This is a genomic window from Phenylobacterium sp. (genome assembly GCF_030679875.1).
Taxonomy (GTDB): Bacteria; Pseudomonadota; Alphaproteobacteria; order Caulobacterales; family Caulobacteraceae; genus Phenylobacterium.
The window spans coordinates 70,279-84,204 of record NZ_JAUXSP010000015.1; the positions used below are offsets into that span (position 1 = coordinate 70,279).

A 13,926-nucleotide genomic window follows, 5' to 3' on the forward strand; every position below is an offset into this window, starting at 1 on the left:
GGGCCTTCCCGGGGTCGTCGTGACAACATCGCCCACCAGCCGGAGATTCGTGATGTTCAGATCGCTTAGTGTGCTCGTGCTCGCCGCCCTGGCTGGCGGTCTGGTGCTGGGCGCGGCGATCCATGCGGCGGAGTCGCCGGCGCTGACCGCCGGCGCGGAGACTTTCGAGGCGGTCGGCGCCCTGTGGCTCAACGCCCTGCGCATGACCATCGTCCCCCTGGTATTCTCGCTGTTGGTGACGGGCGTCGCCTCGGCGGCCGATGCGGCGGCCACCGGCCGGCTGGCGGCCCGGGCCTTCATGATCTTCGCCGCCGTCCTGGTCGTCGCCGCCCTGTATGGCGCGGGCGCCATGAACGGACTTCTGGCGCTCTGGCCCATTGATCCGGCCGGCGCCGCCGCCCTGACCAGCGCCGCCCAGGCGGGCGAGGTCGCCGCGACACCCACCGGCTTCCGCGAATGGCTGCCAACGCTGGCGCCCTCCAACCCCATCCGCGCGGCGGCCGAGGACGCCATCCTGCAGATCGTGGTCTTTGGCCTGGTCTTCGGCTTCGCCGTCACCCGCCTGCGCCACGACCTCCGCGCCCCGCTGATCGCCTTTTTCAGGGCCATCTCGGAGACCATGATCATCATCGTGCGCTGGGTGCTGGTAGCCGCGCCGCTCGGCGTGTTCGCGCTGGCCCTGGGCATTGGTCTGCGCACGGGCATGGATGCGGCCGGCGTCCTGACCCAGTACGTCGTCATGGTCTCAGCGGTGACCATCGGGGTGCTGATCATCCCCTATACCCTTGTGGCCGTGCTGCGCGGTCGCGACCTCGCCCGCTTCGCCCGGGCCTGCGCCCCTGTGCAGGTCCTGGCCTTCAGCACCCAGAGTTCGCTCGCCTGCCTGCCGGCCATGGTCGAGCGCGCCCGTGACGAGATGGGCGCCTCGGCCAGGGTCACCGGGGTGGTCCTGCCGCTGGCCGTGGCGGTGTTCCGCATGACCAGCCCGGTGGCCAACCTGGCCGTGGCCTTCTTCATCGTCCGCCTCTACGGGCTCGAGCCCGGGGGCGGCCAGATCGCCGCAGCCATCGCCGTCTCCCTGGCGGTCAGCGTCGGCGCGGTCGGCCTGCCGGGCCAGATCTCCTTCTTCGCCAGCATGGCCCCCATCTGCCTGGCGCTCGGCGCCCCGCTCGAGATCTTGGCCATCCTCCTGGCGGTCGAGGTGATTCCCGACATCTTCCGCACGGTGGGCAATATCACCGCCGACATGGCCGTCGCCGCGGTGGTCCCCGAGCCCGCCGAGGCGGCCGAGACTGAAGACCCCCGCATCCCTTCGCAGCCATCGGGCGTAGTCTAAGGCGAGAGGGCGGTTCTGACGCCCCATGACGGAGACGCCCGTGCCCCTCTGGCAATTGCTCGCCTTGAACGCCCTGATCCTGAGCGGCGCCTATCTGGTGCTCTGGGGGATCGCCATCCGGCTGCGCGATGTCAGCTTCATCGACGCCTGGTGGCCCACGGGGATGGCCCTGCTGGCCTGGACGAGCCTGATCTTCAGCGGCGGGTCAGGCCTGCATGGCTGGATCCTCGCCCTGCTGGTGAGCGCCTGGGCCCTGCGGCTCGGCCCTCACCTGCTGCGCCGCTGGCGGGCCCATGGGGCCGATCGCCGCTATGAAGAGATGCTGGCCGACGGCAAGGCCCGCGGCTGGAGCTTTGCGGTTTCAGCCCTGATCTTCGTCTTCGCCCCACAGCTGCCCCTGCAACTGCTGGTCGCCCTGCCGGTGCAGATGGGTCAGGTGGAGACGCCCCTGGGCTTTGGCCCCTTGGCCGTGGTCGGCACGACCCTGGCCCTCTTTGGCCTGGTGTTCGAGGCGATCGGCGACGCCCAGCTCGACCGGTTCAAGGCCGATCCTGGCAACAAGGGCAAGGTGCTGGACACCGGCCTTTGGCGCTTTACCCGCCACCCCAACTATTTCGGCGACGCCTGCCTGTGGTGGGGCCTCTATCTGGTGGCCGCCGAGACTGGCCTGGGGCTTTGGTCGTTCCTTGGGCCCATCCTCATCACCCTGTTGCTCACCAAGGGCAGCGGCGCGCCGACGGTGGAGAAGGGGATGGAGAACCGCCGGCCGGAGTACGCCGCCTATATCCGCCGGACCTCCGGCTTCATCCCGTGGCCGCCGCGCAAGGACTGACCACCCCGCATTGCCACAACCTCCCCCAGCCGCTTAGCTGGCTGGCAAGAACAAGATCAGGGAGCGGCGGCCATGGGACGGCATCTGGGACGATGGGCGGGGCGGGGTCTGCTGGGCCTGGTTCTGACGGGCTTTGCTCTGGAAGCGGCGGTCGCAGAACCGGCGCGCAGCACCCATCAGGTGGCCGGCCTCGGGGCGCCGGCCGAGATCCTGGTCGACCGATGGGGCATCTCGCACATCTATGCGGGGAGCGTCCGCGACGCCTTCTTCCTGCAGGGCTACAACGTCGCCCGCGACCGGCTCTGGCAGATCGACCTGTGGCGCAAACGCGGACTGGGCCTGCTGGCCGAGGACTTCGGCCCGGACTTCGCCGCCCAGGACCGGGCCTCGCGCCTGTTCCTCTATCGGGGCGACATGACCGCCGAATGGGCCGCCTATGGGCCACAGGCCAAGGGCTATGCGGAAGCCTTCACCGCCGGGATCAACGCCTATGTGGCTGAGATCCAGGCCGGCGCTCGGCCCCTGCCCGAGGAATTCCAGATCGCCCGGACGACGCCCGACATCTGGGCGCCCGAAGATGTGGTGCGCATCCGTAGCCACGGCCTGACCCGCAACGCCGCGGCCGAGGTGGAGCGGGCGCGCATCACCTGCGCGGCTGGACTTGACGCCAACGCCTTGAACCGTCGCCTGGAGCCCGACCACGCCCTAAGCCTCCCAGAGGGGCTGGATCCCTGCGCCATACCCGCCGATGTGCTGGGCGACTATCGGCTGGCCACCCAAGGGGTAACCTTCAAGGCCGGCCAGGTGGTGGCGCTCGCCGAGGACATCCCCGCCGACGCCATTGGGTCAAACAACTGGACCGTGGCGCCGTCACGGACCGCCACCGGGCGGCCGATCCTGGCCAACGACCCGCACCGGGCGCACGGCGTGCCCTCCCTGCGCTACATCGTTCATATGGAGGCGCCGGGCTTCTCGGCCATCGGCGCGGGCGAGCCCGCCCTGCCCGGGATCTCCATCGGTCACAATGGGACCATCGCGTTTGGCCTGACCATCTTCCCGGCCGACCAGGAAGACCTCTATGTCTATGAGACCGACCCCGCCCATCCCAGCCGCTACCGCTATGGCGAGGGTTGGGCGGCCATGGAGGTGGTCACCGAGACCCTCGAGGTCGAGGGCCAGGCGCCGCGGACGGTGGAGCTGAAATTCACCCGCCACGGCCCGGTCGTTTTTGAGGACCCGGAGAACCGTCGCGCCTATGCGGTCCGCAGCGTCTGGAGCGACCCGGGCACCTCGGCCTATTTCGGCTCTGCGGACTACATGACCGCGCAGAACTGGGATGAGTTTTCCACCGCCATGGGCCGGTTCGGGACCCCCAGCGAAAACCAGGTCTATGCCGACACCACAGGCAATATCGGCTGGATCGCCGCGGGCCGCGTGCCCGTCCGCCAGGGCTGGGACGGCCTGATGCCTGTGCCAGGCGACGGCCGCTATGAGTGGCGGGGCTTCATGGACTCAGCCGACCTCCCCAGCCGCTACAATCCCGACCAGGGCTGGCTGGCCACCGCCAACCAGTTCAACCTGCCTGAGGATTATCCGGCTGATCGCGTGATCAGCTTCGAATGGTCGAACCCGTCACGGATGGCCCGGATCGCCCAGGTCCTGGACGGCGACGCCTCAGTGACCCTCGCCGACGCCATGGCCCTGCAGACCGACTCCACCAATGTCACCGCCGCCGCCCTTGTCCCGCTTTTGGGCGACATCGCAGGCCCGGAGCCTCGGCTGGCCCAGGCCATCGCCCTGCTGCAGGCCTGGGACGGGCGCACGGACGCCGACAGCGCTGCGGCCGCCCTCTATGAGGTCTGGCTCCTCAAGCATCTGGGTCAGGCCACCGTTCAGGCTGTCGCGCCCGCCCAGGCCCGAGCTCTGATCGGCGGCGGCGACCAACCCGCGATCAGCGCCTATCTGGTCGCCGCCTCCCCCAACGAGCGCGGGCCGATCCTGGCTGCGAGCCTGACGGCGGCCTGGAACGAGGTCACCCAGAAGCTCGGCCCCGATCCCGCGGACTGGACCTGGGGCGCCCTGCATCAGGCCAGGTTCGACCACGCCCTGGCGCCGCTGGTGTCTTCGGACGCCGCCGAGCGTCTGGCGGTCGGTCCCGCCCCCATGGCCGGAACCATGCTGAGTCCGCTCGCGGCCACCTGGCGGCCCAGCGACTATCGGGTGGTGTCCGGCGCCTCGTTCCGCATGGTTCTCGACGTGGGCGCCTGGGACAACAGCATGGCGATCAATACGCCTGGCCAGTCTGGCGACCCGGCCAGCCCGCACTATCGCGACCTCTTCCCCCTGTGGGTGAAGGGCGAGTATGTGCCGCTGCTCTACAGCCGGCCGGCCATCGAGGCGGCGACGGAGACCGTGCTGACCCTGACGCCGGCCCCCTAAAGCGGCAGGTGGGCGATGACCTTCGGCGTCAGATAGGCGTCGATGCCCTCCATGCCGCCCTCACGGCCATAGCCGCTCTCCTTGACGCCTCCGAACGGCGCCTCGGGGCCGCCGACGGCGAAGGTGTTGAGGCCGACCATGCCGGCCTCAAGGCTGCGCCCCAGCCAGGCGGCGGTCTCCTGCGAGCCGGTGAAGGCATAGGCGGCCAGGCCATAGGCGGTGCCGTTAGCCCGGGCCATCGCCTCGTCTCGGTCGGTGAAGGGGGCGAGGATGGCGATGGGACCAAAGGGCTCCTCATGAAGGATCGCGGCGCTCTCGGGCACGTCCGTCAGCACGGTGGGGCGATAGAAGTAGCCGCGATTACCCAGCCGTTCGCCGCCGGTCCGCACCTGGGCCCCGGCTGCCACCGCGCCAGCGACCGCCGCCTCCACCGCCGCCAGTCGGCGGTCGTGGGCGAGCGGCCCCATCTCGGTCCGCGGGTCCAGGCCATCGCCCACCACCAGCGACTCGGCGCCCGCCACGAAGGCCTGGACAACCTGGTCGTAGATCGGCGCCTCCACATAGAAGCGAGTCGGCGAGATACAGACCTGGCCGGCGTTGCGAAACTTGCCCTGGACCAGGGCCTGGGCGACGGCGATGGGATCCATGTCGGCGAACACCATCACGGGCGCATGGCCGCCCAATTCCATGGTGCAGGGCTTCATGTGGCGCGCGGCCTGCTCGGCGAGCAGCTTGCCCACGGGAACTGAGCCCGTGAACGACACCTTGCGGATGATCGGCGAGGCGATCAGGTGAGCTGAAATCTCAGCCGGGCGGCCGAACACCAGATTCAATACGCCGGCGGGCAGGCCTGCGTCGGTGAGGGCCTGAACCAGGGCGACACAGCCGCCCGGCGCGTCCTCAGGCCCCTTCAGGATCATCGAGCAACCGGCGGCCAGGGCGCTGCCGATCTTGCCCGCCGCCTGGGAGGCCGGAAAGTTCCACGGGGTGAAGGCGGCCACAGGCCCGACCGGATGACGGGTCACCGTCCACATCAGGCCCGGCTGGTTGGCGGGGATCACCCGGCCATAGGCCCGACGCCCCTCCTCGGCGGCCCATTCAAAGTGCCGGGCGCAACCCTCGATCTCCATCTGCGCCTGGGCCAGCGGCTTGCCCTGCTCGAGGGTCAGATCCCGGGCGATCGTCTCAGCCCGCATGCGGATCAGCGCCGCGGCGCCCCGCAGCACGTCGGAGCGCTGCAGCGGCGTCGTCTGCCTCCAGGCCGCAAAGCCCGCCTCGGCCGCGGCCAGGGCGTCATCGAGATCTGCTGGAGTCGCCACCGCGTGGCGGCCTACGACCCGCTCATCGGCCGGGTTCAGGACGTCAAGCCACTCCCCATCGCCGCCGGCCCGCCACACGCCACCGATGAACAGGGGGCGGTCCCTGAGCTTGGCTTCGGACTCCGAAGTCAACGGGCGGGCCCCCTGGATTTCGGATCCGCCTCTGCGGCCTGACCAGCCTGGTACTCGTTCACCGCCTTGCGCTTGAACGGATTTTCCCTGTGGATCGGGAAGTCGATCTTCAGCTCGCCCCGGACGATCTTCTTGCGCAGGTGCTTGGCGCCGTGGACGCTGAAGCCAGCCAGATGGTCCCCGGCCACGATCCGTGTGTAGCGCGAAGGATTTTCCGCCGACACGAACTGCGGCAGCGGCTCGACCACCACGTCGTAGTCGACGGCGAAGAACAGCGGCATGGAGAAGCGCTCCTTGCCGGTGTTCACTACTCGGTGCTGGGTGGCCTTGAACCGACCATTGGTCCAGCCCTCCAGCAGGTCGCCGATATTGACGATGAAGCCGCCCTCGATCGGCGGCGCCGAGACCCATTCGTCAGCAGCGCTCATCACCTGCAGGCCCGGTCCGCCGGTGTGGAGAATGGTGAAGCACTCGAAGTCCGAATGCGCCCCGATTCCCAGATGGTCATTGTCCATGGGCCGGTCATTGGGCGGGTAGTGCAGCAGCCGCAGCTGGGACGGGGTCTTCCTGGTCCGTTCAAGGAAGAATTGAGGATCCAGGGCGAGGCGCAAAGCGAAGGCTTCGAAAAGCCGATCGCCCACATCGCGCACCGCGGCATAGTAGGCCATCACCTCTTCGCGGAATCCGGGGATCCAGTCCGGCCACTGGTTGGGCACCAGCATCAGGTTTCCGGCCTTGAAGTCGGGATCTTCGTCGTCGATCTCGATGGCCACATCGAAGGCCGCATGCAGCCGCGGCTTGGTCAGATAGTCATGCTCCGGGCTGGGCTCCACCAGCCGGTAAAGCTCAGGATCGCCGTCATCATCCTCGTCGGATATCGGGACCCAGCCGCGGGTGCCCGGCGAGTGGCGGATGTGCACCTGCTGGCGCTGCTCGCGCGGTGAATAGTGGAACTGACGTGAAAGCTCGTAGGTCCGATCGATCAGCGCCTGCGGCACCCCGTGGTTCTTGATGTAGAAGAAGCCCACCGTTTCGCAGGCCCGGCCGATCTCGGCCACAGCCGCGGCCTTGGCCTCGGGATCTCCGCCGGTCAGGGCCGCGATATCGATCACGGGAATTTCCGAGAAGGCGAGAAGCTTGGCTCCCATCTCGCCGACGGCTTGGGTCTGATCGCCGGTGCTCATCGTGAACGCTCCATGGCAGAGCGCGCGGGCTTCGGCGCCCGCGCCGCCAGACTGAAGCCTGTCGAAGAATCCGAGCCCGCGCGCGGCGGTGGCGGCGGAACGGGCCAGATTCCCAGCTTGGTAATACGAATTGTTCAAATCGTAGTCGCGGCGCCCAGGGCCGGCGCCCATCGTCCAAGCATTTGGCGCCGCCGCACGAGCGGCCTGCGCCATCGCTTGCCACGACCGGGCCGAAGGTATCGCCTCAACAAACCCCGCGGGGCGGCGAGTACGGAGGCGACCATGGGCACGACGGATCGACGAGGCGGGAAAGCCCCGTCTGGCCAGGGACTTATCGGCCGCCGGGGGCTGCTCCTGGGGGCCAGCGCCGCAGGCCTGGCCCTGGCGGCCGGATGCTCTGGCTCCGGTGACGCCGGCGGCGGGCGCAGCCTGCGGGTCTCATCCTACGGCGGCAATTTCGAACAGGCCCTGCGGGACCACATCTATCCCCTGTTCACCGAGGCGACGGGCATCCGGGTGGAGTCCATGCCTCAGCCCGCTGGCCTGCAGTTCCTCTTGCAGCTGATCGAAGCCAACAAGGCTGGCCAGACCCCCATGGACCTCTGCATCAGCGCCCCGGTGGACGTGATGCGCGGCAATGCGGCGGGTCTCTGGCGAACCTATGATGCGGATCGCATTCCCAATCTCGCCAACCTGCCCGACAGCTACCTGACGCGCCGGCCGGACGGGCTGGCCGCCGTGGGCGCCGTGGGCTGGTACTTCACCATGGTCACCAATCCGCAGGCCATCAGCCCGACGCCCGCCAGCTGGACGGAGCTGTGGGCGCCTGGCCGACGCAACGCCTGGGGCCTGGCCGGCACGGGCGCGGGGCCGATGTACGAGGTCACCGCCGCCACCTATTTCGACGGTCCTGAAATGCTCAACACCGAGGCGGGCATCCGCGCCTGCGTCGCCAAGATGGCCGGGTTGAAGCCCAACACCCGACTCTGGTGGGAGAGCGAAGGGACCATGCAGACCGCCCTCGAGAACGGCGAGGTTCAGGGCGGGGTCTATTTCGCCGACGTCGCCGAGACCCTGATCCAGAGCGGCGCGAACCTGGAGGTGGTCTTCCCCCGGGAGGGCCCGGTGATCGACTTCGGCAGCTGGTGCCACCCCTCGGCCTCGACCAAGACCGAAGAGGCCCACGAATTCATCAACTTCATGCTGACCCCGCAGGCTCAGAACCTGATCGCTTCGCGCATGAACGCGCCCCCCCTGATCCGCCCCGAACTGCTGACCCTGGACGATACGGTCCGAGCCAAGGTGACCAGCCCGACCACCCCCATAGCCACCAATCTGGAGGCCCGGCGGCTGCACATGGACCTCATGGTCCAGGAATTCAGCCAGATGCTGGCGAGCTAGGGGGCGGCGATGTTCGGGCTGGAGCTGCGCGACCTCACCAAGGCCTACGGCGACCAGTTGGCCGCCGACCATGTCAGCCTCTCCATTCCCCATGGCGCCTTCGTCTGCTTTCTCGGGCCTTCGGGCTGCGGCAAGACCACCGTCCTGCGCATGATCGCTGGCCTGGAGACCCCGACATCGGGCGCCATCCTGCTGAACGGCAAGGACATCACCGGACAACCCGCGAACAGCCGCCAGTTCGGGATGGTCTTCCAGTCCCTGGCTCTGTTTCCCCATCTCAGCGTGGGCGAGAATATCGCCTTCGCCCTGCGCCTCCGCGGCGAAGATCCGCGCCGGCGCAAGGCGCGGGTCGCCGAACTCCTGGAGCTGGTCCGGCTGCCAGGCCTGCAGGGGCGCGCCATCAGCCAGCTGTCCGGGGGGCAGCGCCAACGGGTGGCCATCGCCCGGGCGCTGGCCCAGGAGCCCCCTGTCTTCCTGCTGGACGAGCCCTTTTCGGCCTTGGACGCCAAACTTCGCGAGGAGATGCAAGGCGAGCTCCGCGCCCTTCAGCGGCGGCTAAAGATCACCACGATCCTGGTGACGCACGACCAGCGCGAAGCCATGACCATGGCCGACACCATTGTGGTGATGGGCGAAGGTCGGATTCAGCAGCACGGTCCGCCTGTCGCCATCTACAGGCGCCCAGCCAATCGTTTCGTCGCCGACTTCATTGGGGCGAGCAACCTGCTGCCGGTGGAGATTCTCGACGGCCACACTGTTCGATACGGCGTCACGGCTTTGCGGGTCGGCGCGACCTGCGGTGTGGGCGGCGCCCAGGCGACCCTCGCCATCCGGCCCGAAGACCTCATCCTCACCCGCGCCGCCCGGGGCGAGGACAACGAGATGGCCGGGGTCATCAGCCTGGTGCGGGATATGGGCGCCTATGTGGAGTATCGAATTGACTGTCAGGGACAGGACATTCTCGGCGTCGCCACCCCACGGGACTGGATCGGCGCAAACCCAGGCGAGATCGCCCATGTCCGCCTGCCCGTCGAGAGCTGCCAGGTCCTGGCGCGATGACCACCGCTGACGTCGCGATTACGTCGCAAGCTTCGGGAACCCGTCGCATCGGCGAGCCGTGGGTGCTGGCGGGCCTGCTCACCGCCCCCGGCCTCTACATCATCATCATGGCCGTCGTACCGGCTTTCCTGATGGTGCAGCTAAGTCTGGCCCACCGGGAGGTTGGCGGACTCTGGTCCCCGGGCTTTGAGCTCACCCAGTACCGCCAACTGGCGACGCCGCTATTCGCGCGGGTGATGGGGTTTTCGCTGCTGCTGGCCGTGGCCGGCGCGGCGATCTGCGTCAGCCTGGCCTTCCCCGCAGCCTATTTTATCACCCGCATGAAGCGTCGGGCTCAGGTCGCGTGGCTGGTCTTCCTGCTCGGGTCATTGTCACTCTCCGAAGTGCTGATCGTCTTCGCCTTCCAGGTCCTGCTGTCCACGAGCGGGACCCTGGCGGGCGCTCTCTCAGCGGTGGGCTTGCTGGCGCCCGGCGCCTCCCTTTATCCCAACTTCCCCGCGGTCTTGAGCTGCCTCGTCTATCTGCTGCTGCCCTATGTGATCCTGTACTTCTATCCGGCGCTGTCGCAGCTGGACCCGGAGGTGGAACAGGCCGCGGCCACCATGGGCGCCTCCCGGTTCTCGACCTTCACCAGCGTCGTCCTGCCCATGATGCGCGGACAGATCCTGACCGGCGTCCTGCTGGTGGTGATCTTCACATTCGGGGCCTATCTGACCCCCCTGGTCCTGGGCCGGCCGCCCCAGTGGACCGTCGCCATCCACATCAGCAACGCGGCCATGGGCGCCGGCAATGTGCCCCTGGCTGCGGCCTACGCCGTGGCGGTGGTGGTCTTCATGGTCGCCTTGCTGGCCCTGACACGGCTTCTGTCGCGCCGTAGGGGGGCCGAGGCATGAGGCTGGCGGCGGGCGTCCTTCTGCGCCGAGGCTTCCTTAGTCTCCTGGCCCTCTTTCTGGCTGCGCCGCTGATCGTGGTGCTGTCGGTCTCATTCAACGCCACCCGGCGAATGAGCTTCCCACCGACCGAATTCAGCCTGCGCTGGTATGGGGCCTTCTTCGCCGACCATGCCTGGATGGCGTCCCTGGAGCGGTCGCTGACCATCGCCGGTCTGGCGGCCCTGGTGTCGGTCATGGTCGCCCTGCCGATCACCTACGCCATCTGGCGCTATCAGGCGAAGGCCGCGGTCTTCCTGGCCGGGATCGGCGCAGCCCTGTTCCTGATCCCGGGCGTGGTCGCAGCCCTGATGCTGTCAGCCTTCTGGGGAGTCACCGGCCATGTGGGCCGGCTGGAGAATGTGGTGCTCAGCCACGCCATCGTCCTGCTGGGCATTCCCCTGTCCCTGCTGATGGTCGGCTTCCGCACCATCGACCAGGCCCAGGTGGAGGCCGCCTACACCATGGGCGCCCGAGATTCCGACGCATTCCGCATGGTCGTGCGGCCGGCCATGACCCCCTACCTCCTCTGCGCCTTTGTCTTCGTCTTTGTGCTGAGCATTAACGAGTATCTGATCGCCTATATGGTCGCCGGCTTCACGGTGCAGACCCTCCCGATCAAGATTTTCGCCAGTATGCGGCAGGGCTACGAGCCCACCATGTGCGTGGCTGCGGTGATCTTCATGGTCATGGGCTTCTCCGCCTTCGGCCTGATGTCCAAGGTCGCTGATCTGCCCCGGCTGATGGGCCGAACCCGCCCGTTGGAGGCCTGAAACCATGAGCGCCAAGGTCCCTCCGCAGGTCACCGGCGTCTGGCGGCGCGAGCAGATCACCACACCAGGCGGCTACCGCGACGACACGACCCGGGTCTTCTGGGTGCAGGCTGACAGCTGGTACGGCGACATCCGGCTGAGGATCGACATTCCCCGCAAGCCAGCCGCCACGCGTTTCGCCGATTTCAGCGACGCCGAACTGATCGAACTGGCCAAGGCGCAGGGCTTTGCTGGCCAGCTGGCCGTGACACCGGAAATGTGCGCCTGGCGCCGCGACCTGGACTATCAGCCCCCCGGTCCAATTCCCGACGAGGGAACCTGGAGGATCGAGGGCGACATCCTGATCGAAGGCGGCATCCACGCCGAGTACGAAGAGATCTGGCGCCAGGAGCCCCAGAGCCAGGGGTTGCGGGCCGCCTTCGGTCTCGGCGGCGGCCAGGGGCTGTTGGTCATCGCAGGCGACCACTTCCTGATGATCCGGACGCGACAGGCCCCATTGCCGCCAGGGGACTCCCTGCCAGCCTTGGTGGAGGCGGCGATCGCCGAAGGCGCACGTGGCAAGGCCGAAGCCCTGCTAGATATGCCTATCTGCTATGGCGCCATCGACCAGGGGTGGAGGGTGATCCATTCGACCTTGCCTTGGCTTGAGGGTCGTCCCCTCTGGCCACAGCCCCCGCTGTTCGATAGCGCGGCCGGCCAGCTTCTCGATGGCGGACCGGCGCCATGGACCCTGCTGGAGGTCCATGATCCCAAGGGCGAGTTGCCGAGGCTGTTCACCCTGGCCACGGTCGCGGGTTCATCGCTATGAAGAGCGCCCCGTCCGCCCGCCAGGTCCGCCTCGTGTCCAACGCCCCTCGAAAGGTCGTCAACGCCGCGGCTGGCTCGCAGCTCGCCCGCATCGGGGTGAGCCTGCCTGGCTCGCTGCTGGCCCAGGTGGACGACATGGTGGCCGAGCGCGGCCTGCCGGGACGCTCCCAACTGATCGCCGAGCTGATCCGCCACGAGGTGGCCGATGTGGACCGCGAAAGTGGCGAAGAGGTGCGCGCCGGCACCATCACCCTGATCTATCGCGCTGACAGCGGCCGGGTGCGCCATGCCCTGGCCCGGGTCCAGAGCGACTTCGTCAAGGAGGTCATCTCGTCCCAGCACGTCTTCCTGGAGGACGATCAGTCCCTGGAGGTCCTGTTGGTCCAGGGCTCAGGCGAGCGCCTGCAGCAGCTCTGCGATCGCCTCCGCGGGATCCGGGCGGTCCAGCAGTTGAAGCTGGTCACCACCACCTCGCTCCTGCCTCCCCTGCACGCCCATGGCGGCAGTGACACCGCCGAGCCGACCACGCGCCGAGCCGTTCGCTAGACGTCCTCGGGCAGGACCAGTTCACCCCGCGCCCGGCGGGCCTTCAGATAGGCGAAGGTGCGCGCGGTCTGGGCGAACAGATGCTCGCCAGAGACCAGCCGCCTGTAGCGGGCCTGACGCTCTGCGGTGACCAGCCGCGGATCGGGCTCGACCACCGTGTCGAAGTCGCAGGTGGCGAAGAAGGGGAAGCTGTAGCGCTCCTCGGCGACCTTGCGGACCCGATGGCTGGTGGCGGTGAACACCCCGTTGGTCCAGGCCTCCAGCATGTCGCCGATATTGATGACGTAGCAGCCGGGACGCGGTGCGGCGTCAATCCACTGACCCGCGCCGTTGCGCACCTCCAGCCCCGGCGCCGTGCCTCGGAGGATGGTGAAGAACTCGTAGTCGGTATGGGCCCCGATGCCCTCGCGGTCCTCGGCCGTGGGATCGTACGGATAGTGGATCATCCGCAGCTGGCTGGGCGGGCGCTGGCGGTGGGGCTCGAAGTGATCCTCCGGCAGATCAAGCGCCAGGGCGAAGCCGCGAAAGAGCCGCTGGGCCAGTTCGGAGACCGCCGCATAGTAGGCGCTGGTCGCCTCGCGAAAGCCAGGCTGGTCGGGCCAGAGATTGGCCCCCAGCATCGGCGCCTCGGCGCTGGCCCCTGGGAGGTCGAGATTGAGGTCATAGGCCTCCTTGCGGTCGATGGTCCCGCCGGGAAACACCTCCTCGCCTTCCGGTACATAGCCGCTGTGGTTTTCCGACTGGCCGATATAGCTGGCCATCTTGGCGTGCATGGGCTGGGCGAAGAAGGCCTTGGCCGCATCCAGGACGTTCTGAAAGAGCTGTTCGTCGAGGCCATGGCCCGACACATAGAGAAAGCCCACCTCCCGGGCGGCGGCGCCCATCCGCCCAGCCACGGCGCGGCGGACCGCCACGTCTGAAGAACTCAGCCCGGCGATATCGACCACTGGAATGCTGTCGAAGTCCACGGCCACGCCGCACTCCATCCTCAGATACGATTACGAGATATGAATTTCGTAATACTCACGATGATGCAAGCCTGGCCCGGAGGTCGCTGGACAGCTGCATGAGAAAGTGGCGCCGGAGGCATTTGGCGCCCGGGATTCAGGCGTCATTCGCCCCACCAATTCCCGCCGGCCCAAGGCCCTTGGAATGTTACGAACTCTTCT

General features: G+C 68.0%; 12 protein-coding genes. 9 read left to right on the forward strand and 3 right to left on the reverse strand.

All coding sequences use genetic code 11. The features are described from left to right. Window positions 1-52 precede the first annotated feature (52 nt). From Q8K84_RS08425 to Q8K84_RS08435, 3 genes are all read left to right on the forward strand, one after another. Window positions 53-1,336 (forward strand): dicarboxylate/amino acid:cation symporter, encoded by a 1,284-nt coding sequence (locus Q8K84_RS08425; protein ID WP_305282161.1) that lies wholly within the window; start codon window positions 53-55, stop codon window positions 1,334-1,336. A gap of 40 nt (window positions 1,337-1,376) precedes the next feature. Then, window positions 1,377-2,168, forward strand: coding sequence for a DUF1295 domain-containing protein (locus Q8K84_RS08430; protein WP_305282163.1), 792 nt, complete (start codon window positions 1,377-1,379; stop codon window positions 2,166-2,168). A gap of 72 nt (window positions 2,169-2,240) precedes the next feature. Further along, on the forward strand, window positions 2,241-4,607 hold the full coding sequence (locus Q8K84_RS08435; protein ID WP_305282165.1) for a penicillin acylase family protein: 2,367 nt from the start codon (window positions 2,241-2,243) through the stop codon (window positions 4,605-4,607). Here the strand turns inward: Q8K84_RS08435 and Q8K84_RS08440 are convergent. Both Q8K84_RS08440 and Q8K84_RS08445 read right to left on the reverse strand, forming a co-directional pair. Next, window positions 4,604-6,058 (reverse strand): NAD-dependent succinate-semialdehyde dehydrogenase, encoded by a 1,455-nt coding sequence (locus tag Q8K84_RS08440; protein ID WP_305282166.1) that lies wholly within the window; start codon window positions 6,056-6,058, stop codon window positions 4,604-4,606. The two genes, Q8K84_RS08435 and Q8K84_RS08440, sit on opposite strands and share 4 nt — an antisense overlap. Then, window positions 6,055-7,242: an isopenicillin N synthase family oxygenase gene (locus tag Q8K84_RS08445; protein ID WP_305282167.1), complete on the reverse strand. Its 1,188-nt coding sequence runs from the start codon at window positions 7,240-7,242 to the stop codon at window positions 6,055-6,057. Before Q8K84_RS08445 ends, Q8K84_RS08440 begins: the two co-directional genes overlap by 4 nt. A 282-nt stretch (window positions 7,243-7,524) precedes the next feature. Between Q8K84_RS08445 and Q8K84_RS08450 the strand changes: the two genes are divergently transcribed. From Q8K84_RS08450 to Q8K84_RS08475, 6 genes are read left to right on the forward strand one after another with little or no spacing between them, the layout of a single operon-like run. Then, entirely contained in the window at window positions 7,525-8,643 is a 1,119-nt protein-coding gene (locus tag Q8K84_RS08450) for an extracellular solute-binding protein (protein ID WP_305282169.1), read from the forward strand. Window positions 8,644-8,652: 9 nt separating this feature from the next. Beyond that, window positions 8,653-9,702 carry an ABC transporter ATP-binding protein gene (locus tag Q8K84_RS08455; RefSeq protein ID WP_305282170.1) on the forward strand — a complete coding sequence of 350 codons (1,050 nt, stop codon included), beginning with the start codon at window positions 8,653-8,655 and terminating at the stop codon, window positions 9,700-9,702. After that, on the forward strand, window positions 9,699-10,595 hold the full coding sequence (locus Q8K84_RS08460; protein WP_305282171.1) for an ABC transporter permease: 897 nt from the start codon (window positions 9,699-9,701) through the stop codon (window positions 10,593-10,595). The genes Q8K84_RS08455 and Q8K84_RS08460 overlap by 4 nt, the downstream gene beginning before the upstream one ends. Beyond that, entirely contained in the window at window positions 10,592-11,404 is an 813-nt protein-coding gene (locus tag Q8K84_RS08465) for an ABC transporter permease (RefSeq protein ID WP_305282172.1), read from the forward strand. The genes Q8K84_RS08460 and Q8K84_RS08465 overlap by 4 nt, the downstream gene beginning before the upstream one ends. 4 nt (window positions 11,405-11,408) lie before the next feature. Beyond that, entirely contained in the window at window positions 11,409-12,212 is an 804-nt protein-coding gene (locus tag Q8K84_RS08470) for a hypothetical protein (RefSeq protein ID WP_305282173.1), read from the forward strand. Then, window positions 12,209-12,757 (forward strand): CopG family ribbon-helix-helix protein, encoded by a 549-nt coding sequence (locus Q8K84_RS08475; protein ID WP_305282174.1) that lies wholly within the window; start codon window positions 12,209-12,211, stop codon window positions 12,755-12,757. Before Q8K84_RS08470 ends, Q8K84_RS08475 begins: the two co-directional genes overlap by 4 nt. Here Q8K84_RS08475 and Q8K84_RS08480 read toward each other — a convergent pair. Next, window positions 12,754-13,731, reverse strand: coding sequence for an isopenicillin N synthase family oxygenase (locus Q8K84_RS08480; RefSeq protein WP_305282175.1), 978 nt, complete (start codon window positions 13,729-13,731; stop codon window positions 12,754-12,756). The genes Q8K84_RS08475 and Q8K84_RS08480 overlap by 4 nt on opposite strands. Window positions 13,732-13,926 lie beyond the last annotated feature (195 nt).

Coding starts and splice junctions, on each gene's coding strand:
- Q8K84_RS08425 (WP_305282161.1), top strand. CDS start 53: ATGTTCAGATCGCTTAGTGTGCTCGTGCTCGCCGCCCTGGCTGGCGGT.
- Q8K84_RS08435 (WP_305282165.1), top strand. CDS start 2,241: ATGGGACGGCATCTGGGACGATGGGCGGGGCGGGGTCTGCTGGGCCTG.
- Q8K84_RS08445 (WP_305282167.1), bottom strand. CDS start 7,242: ATGAGCACCGGCGATCAGACCCAAGCCGTCGGCGAGATGGGAGCCAAG.
- Q8K84_RS08450 (WP_305282169.1), top strand. CDS start 7,525: ATGGGCACGACGGATCGACGAGGCGGGAAAGCCCCGTCTGGCCAGGGA.
- Q8K84_RS08455 (WP_305282170.1), top strand. CDS start 8,653: ATGTTCGGGCTGGAGCTGCGCGACCTCACCAAGGCCTACGGCGACCAG.
- Q8K84_RS08460 (WP_305282171.1), top strand. CDS start 9,699: ATGACCACCGCTGACGTCGCGATTACGTCGCAAGCTTCGGGAACCCGT.
- Q8K84_RS08465 (WP_305282172.1), top strand. CDS start 10,592: ATGAGGCTGGCGGCGGGCGTCCTTCTGCGCCGAGGCTTCCTTAGTCTC.
- Q8K84_RS08470 (WP_305282173.1), top strand. CDS start 11,409: ATGAGCGCCAAGGTCCCTCCGCAGGTCACCGGCGTCTGGCGGCGCGAG.
- Q8K84_RS08475 (WP_305282174.1), top strand. CDS start 12,209: ATGAAGAGCGCCCCGTCCGCCCGCCAGGTCCGCCTCGTGTCCAACGCC.